This window comes from Streptomyces sp. NPDC017056 (assembly GCF_044332485.1).
Taxonomy (GTDB): domain Bacteria; phylum Actinomycetota; class Actinomycetes; order Streptomycetales; family Streptomycetaceae; genus Streptomyces.
On sequence record NZ_JBIRPD010000001.1, the window covers coordinates 158193 to 182297 of the forward strand.

Below are 24105 nucleotides of genomic sequence, written 5' to 3' on the forward strand. Positions count from 1 at the left end.
GCCCGGGGTCTCCGCACGGGATCTTCATCGGGGCGGTACTCGGGACGGCTTCGAGGGCGGCATGATGCAGGCATGCGTGCTGCCCGGCTGATCAAAATGGTGCTACTGCTCCAGTCGCGCGCCTCGATGACCGGCGCCGAACTGGCGCGGGAGCTGGAGGTGTCGGAGCGCACCGTCTCCCGCGACGTCCTCTCCCTCTCCGAGGCCGGAGTGCCCGTCTACGCGGACCGCGGCCGGGCCGGCGGCTACCGCCTCGTCGGCGGCTACCGCACCCGGCTGACCGGCCTCGGCCGCAGCGAGGCGGAGGCCCTGTTCCTGTCCGGCGTGCCCGCCGCACTGCGCGACATGGGCCTCGCCGACGCCGCCTCCGCCGCCCGGCTCAAGGTCTCCGCCGCGCTGCTGCCCGAGCTGCGGGACGCCGCGGACGGCGCCGCCCAGCGCTTCCACCTCGACGCCCCCGCCTGGTACCGGGAACCGGCCACCCCGGAACTGCTGCCCGCCGTCGCGGACGCCGTCTGGGACGACCGGCGCGTGTCCACCCGCTACCGCCGCAAGGACACCGAGGTCGAGCGGGAGTTGGAGCCGTACGGCCTGGTGCTCAAGGCGGGCGTCTGGTACCTCGCGGCGCGGGCCGGCGAGGACCTGCGCGTCTACCGCGTCGACCGCTTCGCGTCCGTCACCCTCCTCGACGACCGCTTCACCCGCAGCCCGGACTTCGACCTGCCCGCCTTCTGGGCGGAGCGGGCCGCCCGGTTCGCCCGCTCGATCCTGCGGGACGAGGTCGTCGTACGGCTGACGGAGGCGGGCACCCGGCAGCTGCGGCACGTCACCGACCGCGCCGGCGCCGAAGAGGCGCTGGCCGCGGCGGGCGAACCCGACGAGCAGGGTCGGACCACCGTCACCCTGCCCGTCGAGTCCCTGGACGTCGCCTACGCCCAGCTGCTCGGGCTCGGCCCGGAGGCGGAGGTGCTGGCGCCGGCCGAGTTGCGGAAGCGTTTCGCCACGGCGGCGGCGCGTCTGCACGGGCTGTACGGGGAGCCCGCAGGCCACTGATCCGCCGGGCCGCCTACCGGTACCCGGTCGTGTCCGCCGGCCTGCCCGCCTGCTCGACCTCGGTGAGGTAACGCCAGGCGTCCGGGGCCGAACCGTCCACGTCCGTGAACCCGTACTCCTTGGCCAGCCCGCCGCTGGAGAGCGCCTGCCCGTTGAAGCGCGCGACGTCCGGGTCGGCGGCCAGCGCCGCCACCGCCCGGCCGACGTACACGGGCGTCTCCGAGATGGCGAAGTGCGGGTTCTGCTCGCAGCCCGCCCGCCAGTTCTCCTCGGTGACCTTGAAGTACGTGTCCAGCATGGCCTCCGACCGCAGCCAGCCCGGCGTCACGCACACCGCCGTGCACCCGTACTCCGGCAGTTCCTCGGCGAGCCCCTTCGCCATCCTGATCGGCGCGCTCTTGGCCAGGTCGTAGTAGAAGGGCTCCCGGTAGCGCCGGTTGTACTCCTCCGTACCGTCCGTCACCTCCACCACCAGCCCGCCGGGCCGGCGGATCAGCAAGGGCAGCGCGAAACTGCTGGTGACGATGTGGCTCTCCACCCCCAGCCGCAGGACGCGCAATCCCTTCTCCAGGTCGTGCTCCCACATCTTCTTCCCCCACCCGACATGCACGTCCCCGCCCCACAGGTCGTTGACGAGGATGTCCAGCCGCCCCTGCTCACGGTCGATACGCCCGGTCAGCGCCCGCACCGCCTCCCGGTCCAGATGGTCCGTCGGCACCGCGATGCCGGCGCCTCCCGCCGCCGTCACCAGCTCGGCGGTCCCCTCGATCGTCTCCGTCGCCCGGCCGACCTCGCTCACGTGCCCGCGGGTCGTACGGCCGGTGGCATAGACCGTGGCACCGGCCCGGCCCAGCTCCACCGCCATCGCCCGGCCCGCGCCCCTGGTGGCCCCGGCGACCAGCGCGACCTTGCCGGCCAGCGGCCGCGGTGTGTCCTTCGCCTCGGTCATGGTTCGTTTCCCTTCACGCATGACATGACCCTCGCGTGGAAAGCCGACACCTTGTGTCCGCATTACCCGAAGGAATGTGCGTGGATAACGACACCGTCGCATCTGGGGTAGTCCGCGTGCGATGCCGCCCGGCAGGAACGATGCTGGACCCGTGATGGACGAGACGGAGTTCTGGGAGCTGATCGACGGCTCCCGCGAGGCTGCCGAGGGCGACCCCGAGGAGCAGGCGGACGCACTGGTCGAGCGGCTGGTGGCGCTCGACCCGGACTCCGTGACGGACTTTGCCCGGTACTTCGAGTCCCGCTACAACCGCGCGTACAGCTGGGACCTGTGGGCCGCGGCCGCCCTTCTGCTGGGCGGCGCGAGCGACGACGCCTTCGACTACTTCCGCTGCTGGCTGATCGGCCAGGGCCGGGAGGTCTTCGAAGGCGCGCTGCACGACCCGGACAACCTCGCCGACCTGCTGGACACGTTCGACGACGAGGTCGACGGCGACGCGGAAGAGCTGGGCTACGCGGCCGACGAGGCGTACGAGCAGCTCACCGGCGCCGAGATGCCGGACCTCGGCCTGCCGCCCCAGCCGCCCGAGCCGCTCGGCACCTACCTCGACCCCGACGACGACCGGGCACTGGCGGACCGCTTCCCCCGCCTGTGGGACCGCTTCGGCGTCTGAGCGCCACCGCCCCTCAGAGCAGCGCCTTTCCCATCATCACGTCGTCCACGTACGCGCCGTCCAGCAGGAACTCCCCGGGCAGCACGCCCTCCACCTCGAAGCCCGCCGACTCGTAGAGCCTGCGCGCCGGGGCGTTGTGCCCGAGGACGCGCAGGGTGATCCGGCGGGCCCCCTCGTCCAGCGCACGCGCGCAGGCCGCGTCCAGCAGCGTCCTCGCCACGCCCCGGCCGCGCGCCCAGGTGTCCACGGCCAGCCCCTGGATCTGGCGTACGTGGGCGTTGCACGGCAGCGGAGTCGGCGGCACCACCCGTACGTAGCCCGCGACCCGGCCGGCGATCTCCGCCACGAGCAGGTCCTCGGGGCGGTGCCGGTCGTCGAAGAACCGCTCGTACGGGGGCTTCGGACGGGGTGTCACCGCGTGCAGCGCCGACCACGTACGGCGGTCCAGGACCGCGAGTGTCTCCTCGTCGGCGAGCGCGGCGGAACGGACGAACGAATCGGACATGCGTGCCACTGTGTCATGTGCGGACCGCCGGGGGCAGTATGGCTGCCATGCGGATCGCGATCACCGGCTCGGCCGGTCTCATCGGCACGGCACTCGTCCGCTCCCTGCGGGAGCCCTCACCGGACGCCGGGGGCGGCCACGACATCGTCCGCCTCGTCCGGCACGCACCACGCGCCGCCGACGAGGTGCGCTGGGACCCGAAGCGCCAGACGGTGGACACCTCCGGGCTGGCCGGCTGCGACGCCGTCGTGCACCTCGCGGGCGCGGGAGTCGGCGACCACCGCTGGACCGACGCGTACAAGCGCGAGATCAGGGACAGCCGCATCCTGGGCACGGCGGCGCTCGCCGAGGCCATCGCCTCCCTGGACACGCCGCCGCGGGTCTTCGTGTGCGGCAGCGCGATCGGCTACTACGGCGACACGGGCGACCGGCGTACGGACGAGTCGGCGCCGCCCGGCCACGACTTCCTGGCCCGCCTCTGCGTCGACTGGGAGGCGGCCGCCGCACCGGCCGCCGAAGCCGGTATCCGTACGGTCTTCGCGCGCACCGGGCTGGTCGTGGGGCGCCGGGGCGGCGCCTGGGGGCGGCTGTTCCCCCTCTTCAAGCTCGGCCTGGGCGGCCGGCTGGGGAACGGCGGCCAGTACTGGAGCTTCATCTCCCTGCACGACCACATCGCCGCCCTGCGGCACCTCGTCACCACGGACGGCCTCACGGGACCGGTCAACCTCACCGCCCCCGAACCGCTCACCAACCGCGAGGTCACGGCCGCCATGGGACACGTCCTCCACCGCCCCACCCCGTTCCCCGTCCCCGCGGCGGCCCTCCGCCTGGCCCTGGGCGAATTCGCCGACAACGTCCTCGCCAGCCAGCGCGTCATCCCCCAACGCCTCCTGGACACGGGCTTCACGTTCGCCCACCCCACGGTGGACGAGGCGATCCGGGCGGCGCTGACGGAGTAGGCGGCACCGGCCCGGCCGGCGTGGGCGGCGTTGGGCGGCTGGGCGGCGTTGGTGGCCGACGTGGGCGGCGTTGGGCGGCTGGGCGGCGTTGGGCGGCTGGGCGGCGTTGGTGGCCGGCGTCGGTCGCCGTGGGCGGCAGCGGCTCCGTACCGCTCCCGCTCCGCCCCCTACGCTTCCTCCTCGCGGCACTCCGTGCCACTCCGTGCACCCGTGCGCTGTCTACGCGCGATCGCGCCCCCACCGCCCCGGTTCTTAGGGTTCCAACCTCACGAACTCGGCATCCCGCGCGCCGGAGCGGGGCAGGAGCCCCAGTAGCGCCGGCACCGGGACCGACCTCGGGAGGGCACGTGCTGCGCACCGCATCGACCGTGGACGTCGTCATCGTCGGGGCCGGCCTCGCCGGTCTCGCCGCCGCCCACCATCTGACCAGCGCGGGAGCCACGGTCACCGTGCTGGAGGCCGCCCCGCGCACCGGCGGCCGGACCACCACCGATCACCTGGACGGCTTCCGGCTGGACCGTACCGGCCAACTACTCGTCACCTCGTTTCCCGAACTCCGCACCACCCCCGGCCTCAGCGGCCTGATCCTGCGCCACTTCACCCCCGGGCTCTGCGTCCACAACGGCCAGCGGGCACTGCGCATCGGCGCCCCCCGGAGCACGAGGGGCGCACTTTCGGCCGCGCGCGCCCTGTCGCGCGCCGAGCGCCGCGCGGACCGCCCCACGGCCGAGGCGCTGACCGCCCGCCCCGTCTTCCCCCCGTACGTCCCCGACGGGTTCCTCCGCCCCCTTCTGACCGCCCTGCTCTGCGACCCGCAGCTCACCGGCTCCAGCCGCAACGCCTCCCTGGCCCTGCGCTCCTTCGCCCGGGGCCGTCTGTGCCTGCCCGCCGGCGGGGCCTCCGCCCTCCCCGACCTCCTCGCCGCCTCCCTTCCCCCCGGCACCGTGCGGACCTCCGTACTCGCCGTCTCCGTCTCGACCACCAGCGTCGGCACCGCCGACCACGGTCAACTCCCCTGCCGTGCCGTGCTCGTGGCCACCGGCGCGCGCGATGCGGCAGGGCTGCTCCCGGGGCTGCGGGTCCCCGATTTCCACCCGGTGACCATCGTGCACCACACCACTGACAGTCCCCCGCTCCGCGAGCCGACGCTGCTCCTGCCCACCACCGGCCCGGTCGCGCACACCTTCGTCGCCAGCGAGGCCGACCCCTCGCGCGCCCCGGCGGGCCGCACCCTGGTCACCAGCACCGTGCTGGGCACGCCCGCGACACTGCCCGCCGGCGCGCTGGACAAGTCCGTACGGCCCCAGCTCGACCGGATCTACGGGACGTCCACCGACGCCTGGGAGCTGCTGGCCGTCCACCACGACCCGGAAGCGGTCCCGGCCATGCCCGTACCGCACGATCCGCACCGGTCCGTACGGCTGCTGGCGGGCCTGTACGTGTGCGGCGACCACCGGGACACCGGCACCGTCCAGGGCGCGCTGCGCTCCGGCCGCCGGGCCGCCACCGCCGCGCTCGCCGACCTCCAGCTGCCCCCGTTCCGCGAACCCTGCGAACTGTCCGCCGCCGCCTGACGCACCGGCGGGGGCGGGGCCGCCACCGCGCCCCGCCCCCGCCGGTCCCCGCCCGTCAGCCCTTCATGGCCGCCACCCGGTCCCGGTACCCGCGCACCGCGGCCGCGTCCCGGTACGGCTCCAGCCGGCGTTCGAACTCGCGCACGTACTCATGCGCGCGCACCGACCGCATCTCGGACGCCTGGAGCGCCGCCTCCGCGCCCAGGGCGCACGCCTGCTCCAGCTCGCCCAGGCCGAGCCGCGCCGTCGCCAGCACCACCCGGCAGAACAGGCGGCTTCGCGCGAAGCCGGCGCCGCGCAGTTGCAGCGAGCGCTCCGCGTGCTGCGCCGCGGCCCTGAACTGCTGGAGGTCGCGGTGGCAGTGCGCCAGTTCGTCGGCGAGCTGCGCCTCGTCGAAGAAGCGCGCCCAGTACGGCGTGTCGTCCCCGGGGCGCGCCGTCTCCAGCGCCCGTTCCGCCCGCGCCAGCGAGGCCGTGCACGCCCGTACCTCGGTCAGTACGCCGTGCCCGCGCGCCTCCGCCGAGTGCAGGAGCGCCTGCACGACGGGGGGCGCGTTGCTGCCGACCCCCTGCTGGGCCACCCGTGCCAGCTGGACGGCCTCCCGGCCGTGCCCCAGGTAGACGGCCTGCCGGCTCATGGTCACGAGGACGTACGAGCCGTACGCGCGGTCCCCTGCCGCCTGCGCCAGCCGCAGCGCCTGGACGAAGTAGCGCTGGGCCAGGCCGTGCGCGGCGATGTCGTACGACGTCCAGCCGGCCAGCCGCGTCAGGTCGGCGGCCGCCGCGAAGAGCCGCCGTCCGGCCGCCTCCCCGTAGGTGCCGCGGAGCATCGGCTCGACCTCGTGCTCCAGGTAGCGCACCAGTGCCTGGCGCGCGTGCCCGCCGCCGTAGGCGTGGTCCAGCGCGCGGAACAGTTCGCCGACCGACCTGAGCGCCTTGATGTCACCGGCGGACACCCGGTAGCCCGCCGACCGGTCGGAGCGTTCCGCGCGCTCCGGGCGCTCGGCGCGTTCCGTGCGCCCCGCGCGGTCCTGGTGACCGGGGCGCTCCATCTGCCGCTGCCGGGGCACCGACACCTGCATCCGGCCCGGCGCCGGCAGCCGGCCCGCGGCCTCCGCCGCCTCGCCGTGCGCGACCCGCTCGTCGGCCCGGCCGATCAGCCAGTCCCGGCTGGGCACCACCAGCCCGGCCGGGGTGAAGGCGATCTTGCGCAGCTCCGCGTGGCTGCCGGAGTCCTTGCGCCACAGACCGCTGACGATGTCCACCGCCTCGCTCGGCGTGGACGCGAATTCCAGCCCGGCGTACACCGGCGCGCAGGCGTCCAGGCCGAGATCCTGTGCCGACAGCCGCCGCCCCAGTCTGCGGGTGAAGACCTCGGCGATCAGTGCGGGCGTGGTGCCTCTGGGTTGCTGCCCGCGCAACCAGCGCGTGACCGACGTCTTGTCGTACCGGAGGTCAAGACCGTGCTCCAGTCCCAGCTGATCGACTCGCCGGGCCAGCCCGGCATTGGAGAATCCCGCCTCCGCGATGAGCGCGGCGAGCTGTCGGTTGGGCGTGCGCTGTGGGGGTCGTTCCGTCATCAGCTTTACCGGTCTCCTGCCTTCCGGGCTGAGCTGCCCGGGTTCGGCTGACCCTGTCCGGCGCTGCTCCCTGCCCTCGTGGAACGGCGTGAATGTAACGGCCCGCGACGGCTTTCTCGTCACCTTCGCCACGCGTTCATCCGATCGTGTGAGCAGGGCTCGCACTGTCCTCCACGACTCTCCGAGGGTTCCCGCCCCGAGGCCGCACCGGCGGCCCCACGAGCGCCTCCGGGGCTCCCGGGTCACGTGCGTGCGCCCGCGTACCGGGACCACGCGCCGGGCGCCTGCGGGGGCCGTCCGCCCCCGCCGTACAGTTGGCGTGGGCGCAAAGGACTCAACAAAAGTTCGAAGAGGAGCTGCCGTGACTGCGATCTCTCGGGGGGACACCCCCGCACCCGAGGGGCTGCGCTTTGTCCAGCTGGGCTTCGGCGCCGACGCCGTCGAGTACGAGGCGGCGTGGCAGGAACAGCGCAGGGTGCACGCCGCCCGGTTCGCCGACGAGATCCCGGACACCTGTCTGCTGCTGGAGCACCCGCCCGTCTATACGGCGGGCCGGCGCACGGACGACAGCGAGCGCCCCTTGGACGGCACCCCGGTCATCGACGTCGACCGCGGCGGCAAGATCACCTGGCACGGCCCCGGCCAGCTGGTCGGCTACCCCATCCAGAAGCTCCCGCGCCCGGTCGACGTCGTCGCGCACGTACGGCGCCTCGAAGAGGCCATCATCCGCACCTGCGCCGAGTTCGGCGTGGAGACCACCCGGGTCGAGGGCCGCAGCGGCGTCTGGGTGCTGGGCGACCCGGTCGCGGACCGCCCGTCCCTGGGCGGCCTCTCCCTCGACTTCGACCCGCGTACGGCGGACGAGGAGTTCGACGCCCGGCTGAACGGCCCGGAGTACGCGCCGTCCAACGCCGGCCAGCGCCGCGAGGACCGCAAGCTGGCCGCGATCGGCATCCGCGTCGCCAAGGGCGTCACCATGCACGGCTTCGCGATCAACGTGAACCCGGACAACACCTCGTTCGACAAGATCGTGCCGTGCGGCATCCGGGACGCCGGGGTGACCTCCCTGGCGAACGAGCTGGGCCGGGACGTCACCATCGCCGACGTCGTGCCCGTCGTGGAGAAGCACCTGCGCGACGTCCTGGAGGGCGCGGAGCTGCTGCCCCGGGCGGTCTGAGCCAGCGGTCCGATCCGGTCCGCGGACCGGCCGGTCCGGCCTCTTCGGACCGGCGAAACCGACCTCACGGAATGCGCCCCTGCCATACGGGGTTGGCCTGCACGTAAAGACGTGCGAATTGACGGGCGTACCCTGGTGTACGCCGAAGAAACGAAGTCGTAGGGAGCCGGACGTGTCCGCTGTCGCACCCGACGGACGCAAGATGCTGCGCCTGGAGGTCCGGAACAGCCAGACCCCCATCGAGCGCAAGCCCGAGTGGATCAAGACCCGGGCGAAAATGGGTCCCGAGTACAACCACCTGCAGAGCCTGGTCAAGAAAGAGGGCCTGCACACGGTCTGCCAGGAGGCGGGCTGTCCCAACATCTACGAATGCTGGGAGGACCGCGAGGCGACCTTCCTCATCGGTGGTGACCAGTGCACCCGCCGCTGCGACTTCTGCCAGATCGACACGGGCAAGCCGCAGGAGCTGGACCGCGACGAGCCGCGCCGGGTGGCCGAATCCGTCCAGACGATGGGGTTGAAGTACGCCACGATCACCGGCGTCGCGCGCGACGACCTGGAGGACGGCGGCGCCTGGCTGTACGCGGAGACCGTACGGCAGATCCACGCGGCGATGCCCGACACCGGCGTCGAGCTGCTGATCCCCGACTTCAACGCGGTGCCCGAGCAGCTCGCCGAGGTCTTCTCCTCGCGCCCCGAGGTGCTCGCGCACAACGTCGAGACGGTGCCGCGGATCTTCAAGCGCATCCGCCCCGGCTTCCGCTACGAGCGGTCGCTCGAGGTCATCACCAAGGCCCGCGAGGCCGGCCTGGTCACCAAGTCCAACCTGATCCTGGGCATGGGCGAGGAGCGCGAGGAGATCAGCCAGGCGCTCCGCGACCTGCACGACGCGGGCTGTGAGCTGATCACGATCACGCAGTACCTGCGCCCGTCGGTCCGCCACCACCCCATCGAGCGCTGGGTCAAGCCGGCCGAGTTCGTGGAGCTCAAGGAGGAGGCCGAGCAGATCGGCTACGCCGGCGTCATGTCCGGCCCGCTGGTCCGCTCCTCCTACCGCGCCGGCCGGCTGTACCAGCAGGCGGTCGAGCGCCGTCAGGTCGAGGAGTCGGCCCAGGCCGTCTGACCCGGACGAGGCCCGTCCGGCCCATGGACCGGAATGTGAAACGTGGCACAGAGTGTCATGACGCGGCCCGTACCTCCCCAGGCAGGGGCGGTGCGGGCCGCGTCAAGGTTTCATCGGTGTTTGACCGCTCGGTCATCAGTTGGTAACACCGATCCGTAACGATGGCTTCACACACCGCATCCATCATTCCTCCAGAAGGGGAACCCGTCATGCAGGCCGCGCCCGCTCGCGCCACCGCCGCACTCCCCCTCCCGTCGGTCACCGATGCCCTGCGCGCAGTGGAGTCACTGCTGATGCGCGGCGGGCAGCGCACCGCCCGCCGGAACGCCTGGACAGCGGTGCTGGAGGACCGGCGCCGCGCCATGGACCGGCGGGAGGCCGAACACGTACTGGAGGCCGTGGCGACCGAGGGTCCGAGCGACACGTAAACTGCGCCTCATGGCGAGGAAGGCAAAAGCAGACAGCGCTGACGGCGCTGCGAACACCGGGCGACTGAAGCAGATCGCCCAGACCTACAAGATGACCCGTCGGGTCGACCCCAAGGTCGGTCTTGTCGTCGCCGGCGTGGGCATCGTCGTATTCGGCGTTCTCCTCGCCCTCGGCTTCCTGATCGGCCACCCCGTCTACGCGGGCATCCTGGGCTTCGTGCTGGCCTTCCTCGCGATGGCGATCGTCTTCGGCCGGCGCGCCGAGCGAGCCGCCTTCGGACAGATGGAGGGCCAGCCCGGCGCGGCGGCCGCCGTACTGGACAACGTCGGCCGCGGCTGGACGGTCACCCCTGCCGTGGCGATGAACCGCCAGCAGGACGTCGTGCACCGCGCCGTCGGCAAGGCGGGCATCGTCCTCGTGGGCGAGGGCAACCCGAACCGCGTACGCGCCCTGCTGGCCGCCGAGAAGAAGCGGATGGCCCGCATCATCGCCGACGCGCCGGTCCACGACTACGTGGTCGGCGACGGCGAGGGCCAGATCCCGCTCAAGAAAATCCGTACGACCCTGCTGAAACTGCCGCGCACCCTGCCCGGCCCCCAGGTGACCGCCGTGAACGACCGCCTGCGCGCGCTCGGCGACCTGATGAGCAACATGCCGGTCCCAAAGGGCCCCATGCCCAAGGGCATGCGGATGCCGAAGGGCGGCGGCGGCAAGATGCGCTGACCCATGGCGCGCCGCACCACAACGGCGGAGGGGCCCGGGACCTGATCGGTCCCGGGCCCCTCCGGCTTTTCAGCTGTCCACTGCCACGGTGGTGCGCGTGCGCCGGGGCGGGCGGCCTCTACGGCCCCTCTGCGGGCTCCCGCCTACCCCGGCGGGCTCCCTCTCTGCGGGCTCCCGCCCGGCCTGCCCCTGCGGCTCAGATACGCACCTGTACGGCGCGGGCGAGGCGGTCGTGGAGGCCGCGGCCGTCGCAGTCCCAGATCACCGCCGGAATGATGATGACGAGCAGGACCGTGCGCAGGGCGACGCGCCACAGCGGCAGCCGCCCGCCGTCCTCGGCGACGACCCGCAGGCCCAGCAACCGCTTGCCCGGCGTGAAACCGACCGTGCCCACTGTCAGCAGGCTCAGTACGGCGAAGACGGCCAGCGCCCAGTTGCTGGTCGCGTTGGCCTTGCCGTCGCTGAGCAGCCCGTACGCCACGAGCATGCACAGCGCCCAGTCGACGAAGAGGGCGGCGAAGCGCCGGCCGGGACGCGCGATCGAGCCCGGCCCCTCCTCCGGGAGCCCGAGCCGCTGCCCGCGGTAGCCGAACTCGACACCCATGTCCTCGGCTGCCGCGCGGGGCCCGGAGATCCACGATCCGATTGCTTGCCTGTTGTCCACCCGTCCACGGTACTGCGACCGCATACGTTCCCCCTTTCGCGGGGCACCGCTGAGAGCCCTCTCACCCTCCGTACGCCCGCCCCTCCGGGCGGCGCGGCCGTACCGCCGCTCTCCCCGCCGCACCGCGCGCGTCCCGGCCCCCCTCCCCCGGAATGATCAATTCCGCCCGTCCCCTCCCCCGCACATCACGCCCCGAAAAGGGCCGCGCGGCGGTTAACCTCGGCGAAACAAATGGGTCATGCTTGGGAAATCCCGCCTGCCTATGGTCGGGCAAGCGCGCCACCGCACATGGTGCGCTCCGAGTAGCAATCCCGCGTCCGCCGACCGCCGGTGACCGGGCTAGGAGGAGTTGGATGTTCCAGAACGCCGATGAGGCCAAGAAGTTCATCGCGGACGAGGACGTCAAGTTCGTCGACGTCCGGTTCTGCGACCTGCCCGGTGTGATGCAGCACTTCACGGTTCCGGCAGAGGCGTTCGACCCGACCGAGGAGCTCGCCTTCGACGGCTCCTCGATCCGCGGCTTCCAGGCCATCCACGAGTCCGACATGGCGCTGCGCGCCGACCTCTCCACCGCCCGCGTGGACCCGTTCCGCCGCGACAAGACGCTCAACGTCAACTTCTTCATCCACGACCCGATCACCGGCGAGCAGTACAGCCGTGACCCGCGCAACGTGGCGAAGAAGGCCGAGGCGTACCTCGCCTCCACCGGCATCGCCGACACCGCGTTCTTCGGCCCGGAGGCGGAGTTCTACGTCTTCGACAACGTCCGCTTCGAGACGTCGGCGAACCAGTCCTTCTACCACATCGACTCCGAGGCCGGCGCCTGGAACACCGGCTCCGAGGTCAACAACCGCGGCTACAAGGTCCGCTACAAGGGCGGCTACTTCCCGGCTCCCCCGGTCGACCACTTCGCCGACCTGCGCGCCGAGATCTCCCTGGAACTGGACGCGGCCGGCCTCAAGGTCGAGCGCCAGCACCACGAGGTCGGCACCGCCGGCCAGGCGGAGATCAACTACAAGTTCAACACCCTCCTCGCCGCCGCCGACGACCTGATGCTCTTCAAGTACATCGTGAAGAACGTCGCCTGGCGCAACGGCAAGACCGCGACCTTCATGCCCAAGCCGATCTTTGGCGACAACGGCTCCGGCATGCACGTCCACCAGTCCCTGTGGACCGGCGGCGAGCCCCTCTTCTACGACGAGCAGGGCTACGCGGGCCTCTCGGACACCGCCCGCTACTACATCGGCGGCATCCTCAAGCACGCCCCGTCCCTCCTGGCCTTCACCAACCCCACGGTGAACTCCTACCACCGCCTCGTCCCCGGCTTCGAGGCCCCGGTCAACCTGGTCTACTCCCAGCGCAACCGCTCCGCCGCGATGCGCATCCCGATCACCGGTTCGAACCCGAAGGCCAAGCGCGTCGAGTTCCGCGCCCCGGACCCGTCCTCGAACCCGTACCTCGCCTTCTCCGCCCTCCTCCTCGCGGGCCTGGACGGCGTCAAGAACAAGATCGAGCCGGCCGAGCCGATCGACAAGGACCTCTACGAGCTCGCCCCCGAGGAGCACGCGGGCGTCCCCCAGGTCCCCACCTCCCTCCCGGCCGTCCTCGACGCCCTGGAAGCCGACAACGAGTACCTCCAGCAGGGCGGCGTCTTCACCTCCGACCTCATCGAAACCTGGATCGACTACAAGCGCACCCACGAAATCGCCCCGATCCAACTCCGCCCCCACCCCCACGAGTTCGAGCTTTACTTCGATCTCTAAGAGGCGGTGGCCTACGGGGGGACCCCGACAGGCCGCTTGATCCACATACGAGAGGGCCGTCATCCCGCGTCTCGCGGAATGACGGCCCTACGTCGTTCCAGGGTCACCTGCCCGGCTGGCCAAGAAGATCCGCAGCCAGACCGCGCTCACCCAGTCGACCGCCTCACGGCTGGCGAAACAGCTGCACACTTACACCGGCTCGCCCGTCGCCGATGCTCCGGATCACAAACACCGCAGGCTGGAAGCGCACGCGGCACACGTTCTGGCCACCGCCTTCCAGGATCGCCAGCTGAACGGGGCACTTCTCGGGGTAGCGAGTGCGCGCCCAGACGCCACCCACAACCTGGCGCTACGCCTCGAACCCGAAATGGCGGACGAGGTGCTCCACGTACTCTTCCCTTACTTCGACGAAGATTACGGCGGCCTGCGCGGCGCTCCTGGCTCAGGACTTCATAAAAAACGTGCCGCGACATGAAGCATGCAAGCTGATCCCCCCTCACGCGGCCCGATTGGGCGGTTACACCGTGGTACTACGCCGCCAGCCGGACTGCGTGCTCCCCTGTGACCTATTCGGCGAGCGCGAGATCGCCAAGAGGGTTCATGCAGGTTACGCCTCATGACCCTGGTGCTGGTCCTGTCGGCGGTCACGCTTTATGGAGTTTTCGCGGTCGCGATGCGCTACCGGCGTGACATGGCGGTACTCCGTCGACTTGATCATCTAATGGCCGGCTGCACCTCCGGCGAGCGCATCGAGGTCTGTCGCATTCTTGCCGCCTCGCTTACGCAAGGGGCTTGTTCCGTCCCTCCAGAAGGTCCACTCTCCGGCAGTGGCGCTGCTCAGGAGATGGCGGATCTGACACGCAGGTGAAGGCCTCAGCGCCTGGCATTTCCTTGGCGCCCCTCGCTTGCAGGCATGACCGACGACAAGTAATCAGGTCACTAGTTCGAATTTCGTTAGGGTGCCGACACGCGCGACCAGGCAGCCGTCACACGTACTTGCGTTCTGTCAAGACGATGGATAAGCGTCCGGCGGGATGGGTAGTGCTGCCCCGCCGGACGGGGCAGCGTGGGCGGTTGAGCGGGGGCTTGCCTGGCCTGGTGCGGGGGTGTCCCGTGGGGTGGAGAGTCGGACGAGGAAAGGATTTTGCAGTGGCAGCGCAGCCGTTTGAATTGCCGGGGTTTTATCTGCCGTATCCGGCTCGGTTGAATGCGCATGTGGAGGCGGCCCGGGAGCACTCCAAAGGGTGGGCCCGGGGGATGGGGATGCTGGAGGGGTCGGGGATTTGGGAGGAGGGGGATCTTGATGCGCATGATTACGCCTTGTTGTGCGCGTATACGCATCCGGATTGCTCGGCGGATGTGCTGGCGTTGGTGACGGACTGGTATGTGTGGGTGTTCTTCTTCGACGACCATTTCCTGGAGGCGTTCAAGCGGACGCAGGACCGGGTGGGCGGGAAGGCGTACCTGGACCGGCTGCCGTTGTTCATGCCGATGGATCTGGGGGCGGCGGTGCCGGAGCCGAGTAATCCGGTGGAGGCGGGGTTGGCCGATCTGTGGGCGCGTACGGTGCCTTCGATGTCGGCGGACTGGCGGGCGCGGTTCCGGGAGAGCACCGAGCATCTGCTGAACGAGTCGCTGTGGGAGCTTTCGAATATCAACGCGGGGCGGTTGCCGAATCCCGTCGAGTACATCGAGATGCGGCGGAAGGTGGGAGGCGCGCCGTGGTCGGCCGGGCTGGTGGAGTATGCGGCGGGGGCCGAGGTGCCGGCTTCGGTGGCCGGGTCGCGGCCGTTGCGGGTACTCAAGGACGCGTTCTCGGACGCGGTGCATCTGCGGAACGACCTGTTTTCGTATCAGCGGGAGACCGAGGAGGAAGGGGAGCTCAGCAATGGGGTGCTGGTGCTGGAGAACTTCCTCGGGTGCACGACCCAGGAGGCGGCGGACGCCGTCAATGACCTGATCACTTCACGGGTTCAGCAGTTCGAGAAGACGGTGGTGACGGAGCTGCCGGTGCTTTTCGCCGAGGAAGGGCTGACGCCGCAGGAGTGCGCGAGTGTGCTGGCCTATGCCAAGGGATTGCAGGACTGGCAGGCTGGTGGGCATGAATGGCATATGCGGTCCAGTCGGTATATGAATGGGGGTGGGGCGGCTGCTGAGGAGGGAGGCTGGTCGCGCTGGTCGCCGTTTGTGTTCGGAGGGGTTGGGACTTCGGCTGCTGATGTGCGTCGGGCGGTGGCGGTCACCGGGGCGAAGCGGGTGCGGAATTCCACGCATGTGCCGTTTCAGCGGGTGGGGCGCTCGCAACTGCCCGAGTTCTATATGCCGTTCAAGACGACGCTCAGCCCGCACTTGGACGGGGCGCGGGTGAACGCGGTGGAGTGGGCGCGGCGGATGGGAATGCTGCGGCCGCAGGCGGGGGTGCCGCTTTCGGATGTCTGGAGCGCCGAGAAACTGGCGGACTACGACTTTCCGTTGTGCGCCGCCGGCCTGCACCCGGAGGCGACACCGGAAGAGCTGGACCTCGGGTCGCAGTGGCTGACGTGGGGGACGTACGGGGACGACTACTACCCGGCGGTGTTCGGGGCGACGCGGGATCTGGCCGGGGCGAAGGCGTGCACCGCGCGGCTTTCTGCGTGTATGCCCGTGGAGGACGGTGCGGCCCCGCCGGAGCCGGCGAACGCGATGGAACGCGGGCTGGCGGACCTGTGGGCCCGTACGACGGAGGCGATGGATGCCGCCGCGCGGAGGGCGTTCCGGGACAGTGTGGAGGTGATGACGGCCGGGTGGATATGGGAACTGGAGAACCAGGCGCTGCATCACATTCCCGACCCGGTGGACTACATCGAGATGCGGCGGGCGACGTTCGGTTCCGAGATGACGATGAGTCTGAGTCGTATCGGGCATGGGCGGCGGGTTCCGGAGGAGATTTACCGCAGTGGGCCGATGCGTTCGCTGGAGAAGGCCGCCACCGACTATGCGACGCTGCTCAACGACGTGTTCTCGTACCAGAAGGAGATCGAGTACGAGGGCGAGGTGCACAACGGGATCCTCGTGGTGCAGAACTTCTTCGGCTGCGACTATCCGACAGGGCTCGCGATCGTCCACGACCTGATGACGTCCCGTATGCGGGAGTTCCAGCATGTGGCGGCGAACGAACTCCCGGTGCTCTACGACGACTTCGACCTGTCGGGTGAGGCGCGCGCCTTGCTGGACGGGTATGTGAAGGAGCTGGAGAACTGGATGTCGGGGATATTGACGTGGCACGAAGGGTGCCGGCGTTATCGCGAGGAGGATTTGGTCCGGCACAAGGGGTACGGAAAGGACTTGGGTGGGAGAGATGGTGCCGGGGTGCGGGAGTGGGTCGGGCGGCCTACCGGGCTGGGGACTTCGGCTGCCCGGCTGGTGCCGTGGCCGGCGGGTGTGAGCACCACCGTGAGCACCAGCGGGTAACCGTTTCCGCGCGCTGGACGGCGTGCGGGCACGCCGGAGGCCCCTCCCGGGTCGTGGCCGGGAGGGGCCGAACAGGTCAGGTCAGGTCTGGTCAGCTCTGGTCTGGTCTGGTCGGGCCCGGTCAGGTCAGGTCCGGAGGCCGGTCAGGGTCGGTTGGAGTCGTCACCCGTGGTTGCGCGCCGCTGCGGCGCCTGCCGCCTCAGCGGGCGTTCTCAATGATCAGGGAACGGACCATGCGGCAGGTCGTATTGGAGGGCGGGTGCACTCCGATACGGGCCGCGGTGGAGCGGATGGTGCGGTTGCGGGCGCGCTCCGGGGTGTAGACACCGCCGTCGAGCAGGGCTATCGCCAGGCGCATGGCCTTCAGGCGGCGGTTGTGGGCCTCGTACCACTCGCGCGGGAGGCCGGCGGGCAGCGGCTTCTTGGCCATGGGCCTGGCCGCCGCGGGGGTGCGGACCGTCCGTCGCGTGGCGGTCTTGCCGTACCTGCTCGGCTTCGGTACGGCGGGGTTCGTGGACAGTGTGGCTACGGCCATCGGCAACCTCCTGGGACGGTGAAGAAGCGGTCCTGGACAAGTCCGGGACTGCTTCCTTACTGCTGCCAATTTTAGTCGCCACCACTGACAAAGCCCCCTGGTCAGGCATTGCTTGGGGGCCGACGGGCGGGGGTTCCGTCAGCGCGTCGCGGGGCCGCCGGAGCCGCCGGGGGCAGGGGTGGACGCGGGTGGTGCGGAGGAGTCGGGGACGGCGGTCGGCAGGGCGATCCCGTTGCTGGAGCAGCGCAGCGTCCAGGGGGTGCTCCGGCTCGCCGGCTCGTACATGCGCACGTCCACTTCGGTGGCCGGGCGATCGCCGGGGAGGTCGGCGTTGGCGGCGGTGCAGGCGATCTGGTGGACGGCGGTCGCCTCCATGCGGGAGACCGGTACGGGGAGGAAGACGCTTACCGCGCCGCTCGCGGGGACGGCGGTGAGCCGGCCGGGCAGCGGCGGCAGCGCGCTGACCAGGCCGCGCGCCCGTTCGGCGGCGGTCGGCCCCTTCACCAGCATGTCCAGGGCCTCCTGGGGGGCGACCGGGCCGTCGGCGGGGCGGGCGGCGGCGTGGATGCCGACGGGCGAGAGGAAGAAGATGCGGGCGGTGTAGGCCGAGCTGCCCGGTTGCGGAACGCCCTGGGCGGGGGCGCCTGCCTGTACGTAGCCGGTGGGGGTGATGCCGCAGCCGGCGAGGAGGGACAGCAGGAGGGCCGCCGTGGCGGTGAAGAGGGCCAGGTACAGGGCCGCGGACGGGGTCGGCCGGGTCGGGCTGCTCCTCATGAGCGGTCCTCGGACGCGGGGTCGGGGGCGGGGACGGAGGCAGGCCCGGGACCAGTACCGGTACCGGTCCCGGGGACAGGGCCATTGGCGGAGCCGGGGTCGGGGGCGGAGGGGGGCTGTCCGGGTCCCGCCAGCGGATCGAGCGGCACGTCCACGCTGAACACCGCTCCCCCGTCCGGCGCGTTGGCCGCCCGCAGGGTTCCCCCGTGCAGCCGTACGTTCTCCATCGCGATGGCCAGGCCCAGGCCGCTGCCGCCGGAGCGTGCGCGGGCGGCGTCGGCCTTGTAGAAGCGCTCGAAGACGTGGGGCAGGGCTTCCGGGTCGATGCCGGGGCCCCGGTCGGCGACGTCGATACGCAACCGTCCCGTTCTGGCGTACGCCGTCAGCCGTACCGGCGTGCCGCCGTGCCGCAGCGCGTTGCCGACCAGGTTGGCCACGACCACGTCGATGCGGCGCGGGTCGAAGCGGGCCCGCAGGCCGTCGGGCAGCTCGGTGTCGACCTGGTCCTGCCAGCCGCGCAGCTGGAGCGTCTTGCGCAGCGCGACGGCCACGTCGATCTCGTCGAGGTGCAGGTCGGCGGCGCCCGCGTCGAAGCGCGAGACCTCTATCAGGTCCTCCACCATGCGGGCGAGTTTGGCGGTCTCGCTACTGATGAGGCGTACGGCGTCCGCCGTGTCGGGGTCCAGCCGGGCGGCGTCCTCGTCGAGGACCTCGGTGACCGCGGACATCGCGGCCAGCGGGGTACGCAGCTCGTGCGAGACGTCGGCGGCGAAGCGGCGTGCGTTGGCCTCCATGCGGCGCAGTTCGGCGTCGTCCTTCTCCAGGGCGCGGGCCATGTCGTTGAAGGTGGCGGTGAGGTCGGCGAGTTCGTCCCGGCCGGTCACCGGGGAGCGGGTGTCCAGCTCCCCCGAGGTGATGCGTTCGGCGGCCTCGCGCAGCCGACGTACGGGCAGCAGTACGCGGCGGGCGGCGAACAGCGCGGGGACGACGGCGAGCGCGAGGGCGGGCAGCGCGCCCGCCTGTGCGGCGGTGACCAGGGCGTCGACGTCGGCCTTCTCGTCGGCGAGGCTGAACTCGGCGTAGACCACGAGACCGGAGGGCTTGCCCTTGCCGGACGCGGCGGAAGGCTCGGAGGAAGGCGCAGGGGAAGGCGTGGGGGAAGGCTCGGAAGAAGACGCAAGGGAAAGCTCGGCGGAAGACGCAGGGGAAAGCTCGGAAGAACGCGCGGAAGAACGCGCCGCGGAGCCGGGCGGCCCCGCGCCCCGCTCGCCCTCCAAGGAGCGCCCTTCGCCCCCCGAGGAGGGCCCCTCGCCCTCCGGGGAACGCCCCCCGCCCCCCGAGGCCCCCGCGTCGGTGAAGTCCACCGGCATGCCGATCGCCAGCCAGGGTTTCCCCCCACGGTCCACGCGCTGGAAGACGGGCGCGTGGTGGTCGCGGACCGACTCGCGCAGCCCGTCGGTGACCGCGTCACGGCCGTCGCGCCACGGTTGCGGGACGACCGGGCCGTCCTCGTACTGCGCGTAGGTGCGCCAGTTGCGGGAACCGCCGGCCCGGTCGAGCTGCACGACGAGGTTCTGCAAATCCTCGCGCCGGGGCGGAAAGGGCAGGTCGGGTCCGAGGGACTCCATCTGGGCGCGCAGGTCGTGCACGGCCGTGTTCTGGGTGCGGGCCAGTATCGCGGTACGGGCCTGCCGGAAGGTGAGCGCCGCGGTGATCAGCGCGCTGAGCGCGGAGACGATGAGGAACCCGACGATGAGGCGGGTGCGCAGCCCGCGGAAGCGGGTGTACGCGGCGGCCAGCCGCTCCCGGCCGCGCGGCGGCGAAGGCCGTGCCGGACGGCCGTCCGGCGGCGTCTCCTCCGCGCGGGTGCTCAAAGGGGCCCGAAGCGGTAGCCGAATCCGCGTACCGTCTGGACGTACACGGGTGCGCGCGAGTCGTCCTCGATCTTGGCGCGGAGTCGCATCACGCACGCGTCCACCAGCCGCGCGTCCCCGTAGAAGCTGTGTTCCCAGACCTGTTCGAGGAGCTGCTGGCGGCTGAAGACCTGGCCGGGCGAGTCGGACAGGAAGAGCAGCAGCTTCAGTTCGCTGGGGGCCAGCACGACTTCCTCGCCGTTCTTGGCGACCAGCAGCGCCGAGCGGTCGACGGTGAGCGCCCCGTACGTCTGTGAGGAGGGGGCGGCGGCCGTGCCGGGTGGGCCGGGCTCCCGCGCGTCGGCCCCGGCCCGGTCCTCCTCCCCCGGCAGCGCCACGCGCCGCAGCACCGCGCGCATCCGCGCTTGGAGCACCTCTCCGCTCGCCGGCTTGACCACGTAGTCGTCCGCGCCGGCCTCCAGCCCGACGACCATGTCGATGTCGTCGCCGCGCGCGGAGAGGATGATGATCGGGATCTGCTGTGTCTCCCGGATGCGGCGGCACACCTCCAGGCCGCTCATGCCGGGCAGCATCAGGTCCAGCAGCACCAGCTCCGGCCGGAAGCGCTCCAGCGCGGGGAGCCCGGCCTCGCCGCTGGCGGCCGCCTCGACCTCGTGGCCTCGGCGGCGCAGCGCGAGGACGACGCCCTGGCGTACGGCGGGGTCGTCCTCGATCAGGAGCACTCGTGTCATGGGGCGGGTTCTCCGAAGCGGATGGCGAGGCGGACGCTCGTCGAAAGCGTACGGCGGGAGGGGTCGCCACCATGGTGCGCGACGCTCGTGACGCCGTGTCTCGCATTGTGTGAGGAATTGATGACGGGTGAGCAGCAGCCGCCCGCCCGACGGGTGAGCGCGCGCCGCCGCCCACCCGGCCCCGCCCCCGGGCCCTTCCCCTCCCCCAGCCCTTTCCCTCCCCCGGCCCCCGCCCTTACCGCACTCCGTCCCCCCGCCCCAGCACGTCCGCCTGGAGGCGCTTCTTGTCGGGCTTGCCGACGGAGGTGAGGGGGATGCTGCCGACCTGGTGCACGGCGCGCGGCGCGTACATGGCTCCCTTGTGCGCCACGACGAACTCGGTGATCGCCTCGGCGTCGACCGTGCGTCCCGGTGTGGGGACGACGGCGCAGTGCACCTCCTCGACCCGGTCCTCGGTGGCCACCCCGAAGACCGCGCAGTGCGCGACGTCCGGGTGGGTGTGCAGCAGGTCTTCGAGTTCACCGGGGTAGACGTGGCCGCCCACGACGATGATCACGTCCTTGACCCGGTCCATCAGGTAGAGGTAGCCGGCCTCGTCCAGGTAGCCGACGTCACCGGTGCGTACCCAGCCGTCGCGGATGACCTGCGCGGTCAGCTCGGGCTTCTTCCAGTAGCCGGTCATCATGCCCCGGGAGCGGACGTACACCTCGCCACTGGTGTCCGGCGGGAGGCGGTGTCCTTCCTCGTCGCGGATCTCGATGTCCACGCCGGGTACGGGCCGGCCGACGGTGATCTGGCCGCCGTGTCCGGTGATGCCGTGCTCCGCCGGGCCCATCTCGGTGAGCAGCAGTGCCTCGGACTGCCCGTACCAGCCGTACAGGACCGGGCCGAGCTGCTCCAGTGCCTGGCGCAGCCGGGCGGGGGACGACGGGGAGCCGCCATAGGTGATGCGGGTGAGGCTGCTGAGGTCGGTGGTGGCCAAGGAGGGGTGGTCAAGCAGTTGGTAGAGGAGGGGCGGCAGTAGCCACAGGTGGGTGATGCGCTCCCGCTCAATCGCGGCGAGGACCGCGCCGGGGTCGAAGCCTTCCTGGAGTACGACGCTGCCGCCGGCCGCCAGCGTCATGTCGGACAGCTGCCCGGCCAGGTGGGCGAGCGAGGTGCAGACGAGCAGGCGGGACGGGTCGCCGGCCGACTCGAAGGGGTAGGCCACCGCCTCCGCGTAGGGGCCGTGCGCCATCCGGATGCCTTTGGGCAGGCCGGTCGTTCCGCCGGTGTAGCGGATGCACCAGTCGTCGTCGGCGCGTGCCGCGCTCTCGACCGTATGCCCCGAGGGGCGGGCGGCGGCAGCGGCGGTGAGGTCTTCGGCGTCGAGGCCGGTGGCGCCGGGCCCCAGCGTCAGGGTCTTCGGTGCGGCGCCGTCCAGGTGGGAGAGCAACTCGGCGGCGGGCTCGGCCGATTCCGGGCCGACGAGCAGCAGCTCGGTCTCGGCGCTCGCCACGACGCGTGCCTGGGTTTCGGGGGCCTGGCCCTCGTAGAGCAGTACTATTCGGGCGCCCAGCAGGTTGACCGCGTACCTGGCGGACAGCGCCTCCGGCCGGTTCCCGGCCAGCATCGAGACCGTACGGCCGCGCACGAGGCCGCGGTCGGCCAGTTCCGCCGCCATCCGGTGCACGCTGTCGTGGAATTCGGCGGCGGTGATGTCCCGCCCTTCGGCCGTGGTCAGGACCCGGTGCCCGGGATCGGCCGCCAGTTTCTTGAGAATGTTTTCGACGTAACCCGTGAACGCTGTCATGTGTTGCGCCTCCTTGTCGTACAGCGCACTGCGCGCGGCGGCGGCGCGGCGCGCAGTGCGTGCGGATGGGGAGCGCCGAGGGCGCGATCACGACGTTAGCGGCGCGCCGCAGGGTTCGGCCTGTCCTTTCTTCCGGACCGCGATGGCCGGGTCATGCCTTCGGCCGTTCCCCGCTCCCTCCGGGCGGTGCGAACGACGCCTCCGCCGCCGCCAGCGCCTCCGTGACGCGCAGCCCGAAGTGCGCGTCGCAGGCGTGCCCTTCTCCGGTGCGTACGGAGGCGAGGAGCTCGTCCACGGCGCGCCGGTAGGCCACCTCGGGGCCGTCCTGGCGGCGCGGGAGCGTGGTGGTGCCCGAGGTGCCGTACAGCGTGACGGACACTCCGGAGGCCGCCCGCGGCGCGGTCAGGCTGACCGTCGCCGAACTCGCCGCGCCGCCCGCGTGCCGCAGCGCCAGCAGCACGGTGTCGCCGGGGCCGCGGACGGCCGTGACCTGCTCGACGTCGCCGAGGGCCGGGAGCAGCAGGGACAGCGCGTGCGGGCCGACGTCCCACAGGGCGCCCTTCTCGCGGCGCCAGGGCGAGGCCGCGTACGGGCTGTCGCTGTCGGCGCCGAAGACCGAGCCGAGCCAGTCGGCGTGCGCGGTGAACCAGCCGCCGGCCGCGGCCGCCCGGTCCACCCACTCGCCCTCCGCGACCCCGAAGCGCGCGGTGAAGAAGACGACCGAGGCGACGCCCGCCCGTTCCACCGCCTCGGCCACCGCCCGCGCCTCGGGGACGGTGGTGGCGACCGGCTTGTCCAGAAGGAGGTGCCGGCCGGCGTCGGCGGCCCGTACGGCGAGGTCTGCCTGAACGGCGGGCGGCAGGGCGATGGCGAGGGCGTCGGTGTCGGCGAACAGCTCTTCCGGGGTCGCGTACGGGCGGGCGCCGTGGCTCGCGGCCAGCGCGGCGGCCGCTTCCGGGCGCCGCCCCCATACGCCCGTGAAGGCGACGCCGGGGTGCGCGGCGAGGGCGGGGGCGTGCACCCGCTGCGCCCAGGGTCCGGTACCGAGAAGTCCGATGCGCAAGGTCGTCGTCATGCCCGCCAGTGTGCCTGCCAGAGGTTTGGGCTCCCTGTGGAGCAACCGTTTCAGGGCGCCGTGTCGGTGTGCCGGAGGCCGGGGAAACCGGGGAGGGCTGCGGGGGCCGCCCAGCCGCGCAGTACGGCGTCGATCGTCGACCGGAACGCGGTCTCGGCCGCGGCGCCTTCGAGGGCGCCGGCGAGTTCGAGGGTCACGAGCCCGTGCAGGGCGACCCACAGCGAGACGGCGATCCGTGTGGTGTCGCCCGCGAGGACGTGGTCCGCCACTGCGCGGTCGATCGCCGCGACGAGCGGCCGCACCGGGTCGCGGTCACCGACCCGGGACGAGGGGACGAAGGACTGCGCGCCGCCGAACAACACCGCGTACAGGTGGCGGTGTTCGCGTCCCCATCGGCGGTACGCCACGGCCAGCGCGTGCAGGTCCTCCAGGGCGGATTCCGAGCCGGGAGCAGCCGTCAGGTCCTGGAAGAGGCCGGCGACCGCCTGGTCGCGCACCTCGCGGACCAGCCCGTCCTTCCCTTGGAAGAGCGTGTAGACCGCCGCCGTGGACGTTCCGGCGGCGGCGGCCAGCGCGCGGACCGTCACGGACTCCTGGGGGCGGGTGGCGAACATCTCGGTCGCGCATGCCACGAGCCGGTCTCTGACGGCGGCGTCGTTCGTTCTCGGCCTTCCCACGCGGAACAGTGTACCCGTGCTGATAA

Annotated in this window: 22 protein-coding genes; 11 read left to right on the forward strand and 11 right to left on the reverse strand. The window is 71.8% G+C overall.

Annotated elements, in window-relative coordinates; genetic code table 11:
• The first annotated feature begins 72 nt into the window (after nucleotides 1–72).
• Nucleotides 73–1053: a YafY family protein gene (locus ACH4OW_RS00695; RefSeq protein ID WP_360134958.1), complete on the forward strand. Its 981-nt coding sequence runs from the start codon at nucleotides 73–75 to the stop codon at nucleotides 1051–1053.
• A 13-nt stretch (nucleotides 1054–1066) separates the two neighbouring features.
• On the opposite strand, the gene ACH4OW_RS00700 is transcribed toward ACH4OW_RS00695, so the two are convergent.
• Complete coding sequence (locus ACH4OW_RS00700) at nucleotides 1067–2002, reverse strand: SDR family oxidoreductase (protein WP_398023850.1); 936 nt, start codon at nucleotides 2000–2002, stop codon at nucleotides 1067–1069.
• Nucleotides 2003–2156: 154 nt separating this feature from the next.
• Between ACH4OW_RS00700 and ACH4OW_RS00705 the strand changes: the two genes are divergently transcribed.
• Nucleotides 2157–2675, forward strand: coding sequence for a DUF4240 domain-containing protein (locus tag ACH4OW_RS00705; protein ID WP_360135212.1), 519 nt, complete (start codon nucleotides 2157–2159; stop codon nucleotides 2673–2675).
• A gap of 13 nt (nucleotides 2676–2688) precedes the next feature.
• On the opposite strand, the gene ACH4OW_RS00710 is transcribed toward ACH4OW_RS00705, so the two are convergent.
• Nucleotides 2689–3180, reverse strand: coding sequence for a GNAT family N-acetyltransferase (locus ACH4OW_RS00710; RefSeq protein ID WP_360134964.1), 492 nt, complete (start codon nucleotides 3178–3180; stop codon nucleotides 2689–2691).
• Nucleotides 3181–3218: 38 nt separating this feature from the next.
• Between ACH4OW_RS00710 and ACH4OW_RS00715 the strand changes: the two genes are divergently transcribed.
• Together ACH4OW_RS00715 and ACH4OW_RS00720 are read left to right on the forward strand one after the other, a co-directional pair.
• A complete protein-coding gene (locus ACH4OW_RS00715) occupies nucleotides 3219–4139 on the forward strand; it encodes a TIGR01777 family oxidoreductase (protein WP_398023854.1) in 921 nt (306 codons plus the stop codon).
• 347 nt (nucleotides 4140–4486) lie between these two features.
• A complete protein-coding gene (locus ACH4OW_RS00720) occupies nucleotides 4487–5713 on the forward strand; it encodes an NAD(P)/FAD-dependent oxidoreductase (RefSeq protein WP_398023856.1) in 1227 nt (408 codons plus the stop codon).
• Nucleotides 5714–5768: 55 nt separating this feature from the next.
• Here the strand turns inward: ACH4OW_RS00720 and ACH4OW_RS00725 are convergent, their stop codons facing one another.
• Nucleotides 5769–7292: a regulator gene (locus ACH4OW_RS00725; RefSeq protein WP_360134973.1), complete on the reverse strand. Its 1524-nt coding sequence runs from the start codon at nucleotides 7290–7292 to the stop codon at nucleotides 5769–5771.
• Nucleotides 7293–7653: 361 nt separating this feature from the next.
• Here ACH4OW_RS00725 and lipB point away from each other — a divergent pair, with 361 nt between their 5' ends.
• The 4 genes from lipB to ACH4OW_RS00745 all read left to right on the forward strand — a co-directional run bounded on the left by lipB (nucleotide 7654) and on the right by ACH4OW_RS00745 (nucleotide 10744).
• Nucleotides 7654–8469, forward strand: coding sequence for a lipoyl(octanoyl) transferase LipB (lipB, locus tag ACH4OW_RS00730; protein ID WP_360134976.1), 816 nt, complete (start codon nucleotides 7654–7656; stop codon nucleotides 8467–8469).
• 172 nt (nucleotides 8470–8641) lie between these two features.
• On the forward strand, nucleotides 8642–9592 hold the full coding sequence (lipA, locus tag ACH4OW_RS00735; RefSeq protein WP_360134979.1) for a lipoyl synthase: 951 nt from the start codon (nucleotides 8642–8644) through the stop codon (nucleotides 9590–9592).
• Nucleotides 9593–9801: 209 nt separating this feature from the next.
• Nucleotides 9802–10020 (forward strand): hypothetical protein, encoded by a 219-nt coding sequence (locus tag ACH4OW_RS00740; protein WP_360134982.1) that lies wholly within the window; start codon nucleotides 9802–9804, stop codon nucleotides 10018–10020.
• Nucleotides 10021–10030: 10 nt separating this feature from the next.
• On the forward strand, nucleotides 10031–10744 hold the full coding sequence (locus ACH4OW_RS00745; RefSeq protein WP_360134985.1) for a DUF4191 domain-containing protein: 714 nt from the start codon (nucleotides 10031–10033) through the stop codon (nucleotides 10742–10744).
• A gap of 196 nt (nucleotides 10745–10940) precedes the next feature.
• Here the strand turns inward: ACH4OW_RS00745 and ACH4OW_RS00750 are convergent, their stop codons facing one another.
• Nucleotides 10941–11408 carry an RDD family protein gene (locus ACH4OW_RS00750; protein WP_398023860.1) on the reverse strand — a complete coding sequence of 156 codons (468 nt, stop codon included), beginning with the start codon at nucleotides 11406–11408 and terminating at the stop codon, nucleotides 10941–10943.
• A gap of 353 nt (nucleotides 11409–11761) precedes the next feature.
• On the opposite strand from ACH4OW_RS00750, the gene glnA reads away from it, so the two are divergent.
• From glnA to ACH4OW_RS00765, 3 genes are all read left to right on the forward strand, one after another.
• Nucleotides 11762–13171 (forward strand): type I glutamate--ammonia ligase, encoded by a 1410-nt coding sequence (glnA, locus tag ACH4OW_RS00755; protein ID WP_360134992.1) that lies wholly within the window; start codon nucleotides 11762–11764, stop codon nucleotides 13169–13171.
• Nucleotides 13172–13787: 616 nt separating this feature from the next.
• Nucleotides 13788–14039 carry a hypothetical protein gene (locus ACH4OW_RS00760; protein WP_360134998.1) on the forward strand — a complete coding sequence of 84 codons (252 nt, stop codon included), beginning with the start codon at nucleotides 13788–13790 and terminating at the stop codon, nucleotides 14037–14039.
• Between the two features lie 281 nt (nucleotides 14040–14320).
• Nucleotides 14321–16621, forward strand: coding sequence for a germacradienol/geosmin synthase (locus tag ACH4OW_RS00765; RefSeq protein ID WP_398023863.1), 2301 nt, complete (start codon nucleotides 14321–14323; stop codon nucleotides 16619–16621).
• A gap of 199 nt (nucleotides 16622–16820) precedes the next feature.
• Here the strand turns inward: ACH4OW_RS00765 and ACH4OW_RS00770 are convergent, their stop codons facing one another.
• The 7 genes from ACH4OW_RS00770 to ACH4OW_RS00800 all read right to left on the reverse strand — a co-directional run bounded on the left by ACH4OW_RS00770 (nucleotide 16821) and on the right by ACH4OW_RS00800 (nucleotide 24079).
• Nucleotides 16821–17156, reverse strand: a complete 336-nt coding sequence (locus ACH4OW_RS00770) for a hypothetical protein (RefSeq protein WP_398023866.1) — start codon at nucleotides 17154–17156, stop codon at nucleotides 16821–16823.
• 138 nt (nucleotides 17157–17294) lie between these two features.
• Nucleotides 17295–17930 carry a hypothetical protein gene (locus ACH4OW_RS00775; RefSeq protein WP_398023868.1) on the reverse strand — a complete coding sequence of 212 codons (636 nt, stop codon included), beginning with the start codon at nucleotides 17928–17930 and terminating at the stop codon, nucleotides 17295–17297.
• Nucleotides 17927–19804: a sensor histidine kinase gene (locus tag ACH4OW_RS00780; RefSeq protein ID WP_398023870.1), complete on the reverse strand. Its 1878-nt coding sequence runs from the start codon at nucleotides 19802–19804 to the stop codon at nucleotides 17927–17929. The genes ACH4OW_RS00775 and ACH4OW_RS00780 overlap by 4 nt, the downstream gene beginning before the upstream one ends.
• The gene (locus ACH4OW_RS00785; RefSeq protein ID WP_398023872.1) at nucleotides 19801–20535 is read right to left on the reverse strand and encodes a response regulator; all 735 of its coding nucleotides are present in this window, start codon (nucleotides 20533–20535) and stop codon (nucleotides 19801–19803) included. Before ACH4OW_RS00785 ends, ACH4OW_RS00780 begins: the two co-directional genes overlap by 4 nt.
• Before the next feature lie 235 nt (nucleotides 20536–20770).
• Nucleotides 20771–22327, reverse strand: coding sequence for an AMP-binding protein (locus ACH4OW_RS00790; protein ID WP_398023874.1), 1557 nt, complete (start codon nucleotides 22325–22327; stop codon nucleotides 20771–20773).
• Nucleotides 22328–22478: 151 nt separating this feature from the next.
• Nucleotides 22479–23402 (reverse strand): Gfo/Idh/MocA family protein, encoded by a 924-nt coding sequence (locus ACH4OW_RS00795; RefSeq protein WP_398023877.1) that lies wholly within the window; start codon nucleotides 23400–23402, stop codon nucleotides 22479–22481.
• Nucleotides 23403–23452: 50 nt separating this feature from the next.
• Entirely contained in the window at nucleotides 23453–24079 is a 627-nt protein-coding gene (locus tag ACH4OW_RS00800; RefSeq protein ID WP_398023879.1) for a TetR/AcrR family transcriptional regulator, read from the reverse strand.
• Nucleotides 24080–24105: the final 26 nt, after the last annotated feature.

Coding starts and splice junctions, on each gene's coding strand:
- ACH4OW_RS00695 (WP_360134958.1), top strand. CDS start 73: ATGCGTGCTGCCCGGCTGATCAAAATGGTGCTACTGCTCCAGTCGCGC.
- ACH4OW_RS00700 (WP_398023850.1), bottom strand. CDS start 2,002: ATGACCGAGGCGAAGGACACACCGCGGCCGCTGGCCGGCAAGGTCGCG.
- ACH4OW_RS00705 (WP_360135212.1), top strand. CDS start 2,157: ATGGACGAGACGGAGTTCTGGGAGCTGATCGACGGCTCCCGCGAGGCT.
- ACH4OW_RS00710 (WP_360134964.1), bottom strand. CDS start 3,180: ATGTCCGATTCGTTCGTCCGTTCCGCCGCGCTCGCCGACGAGGAGACA.
- ACH4OW_RS00715 (WP_398023854.1), top strand. CDS start 3,219: ATGGCTGCCATGCGGATCGCGATCACCGGCTCGGCCGGTCTCATCGGC.
- ACH4OW_RS00725 (WP_360134973.1), bottom strand. CDS start 7,292: ATGACGGAACGACCCCCACAGCGCACGCCCAACCGACAGCTCGCCGCG.
- ACH4OW_RS00740 (WP_360134982.1), top strand. CDS start 9,802: ATGCAGGCCGCGCCCGCTCGCGCCACCGCCGCACTCCCCCTCCCGTCG.
- ACH4OW_RS00745 (WP_360134985.1), top strand. CDS start 10,031: ATGGCGAGGAAGGCAAAAGCAGACAGCGCTGACGGCGCTGCGAACACC.
- glnA (WP_360134992.1), top strand. CDS start 11,762: ATGTTCCAGAACGCCGATGAGGCCAAGAAGTTCATCGCGGACGAGGAC.
- ACH4OW_RS00760 (WP_360134998.1), top strand. CDS start 13,788: ATGACCCTGGTGCTGGTCCTGTCGGCGGTCACGCTTTATGGAGTTTTC.
- ACH4OW_RS00770 (WP_398023866.1), bottom strand. CDS start 17,156: ATGGCCGTAGCCACACTGTCCACGAACCCCGCCGTACCGAAGCCGAGC.
- ACH4OW_RS00775 (WP_398023868.1), bottom strand. CDS start 17,930: ATGAGGAGCAGCCCGACCCGGCCGACCCCGTCCGCGGCCCTGTACCTG.
- ACH4OW_RS00785 (WP_398023872.1), bottom strand. CDS start 20,535: ATGACACGAGTGCTCCTGATCGAGGACGACCCCGCCGTACGCCAGGGC.
- ACH4OW_RS00790 (WP_398023874.1), bottom strand. CDS start 22,327: ATGACAGCGTTCACGGGTTACGTCGAAAACATTCTCAAGAAACTGGCG.
- ACH4OW_RS00795 (WP_398023877.1), bottom strand. CDS start 23,402: ATGACGACGACCTTGCGCATCGGACTTCTCGGTACCGGACCCTGGGCG.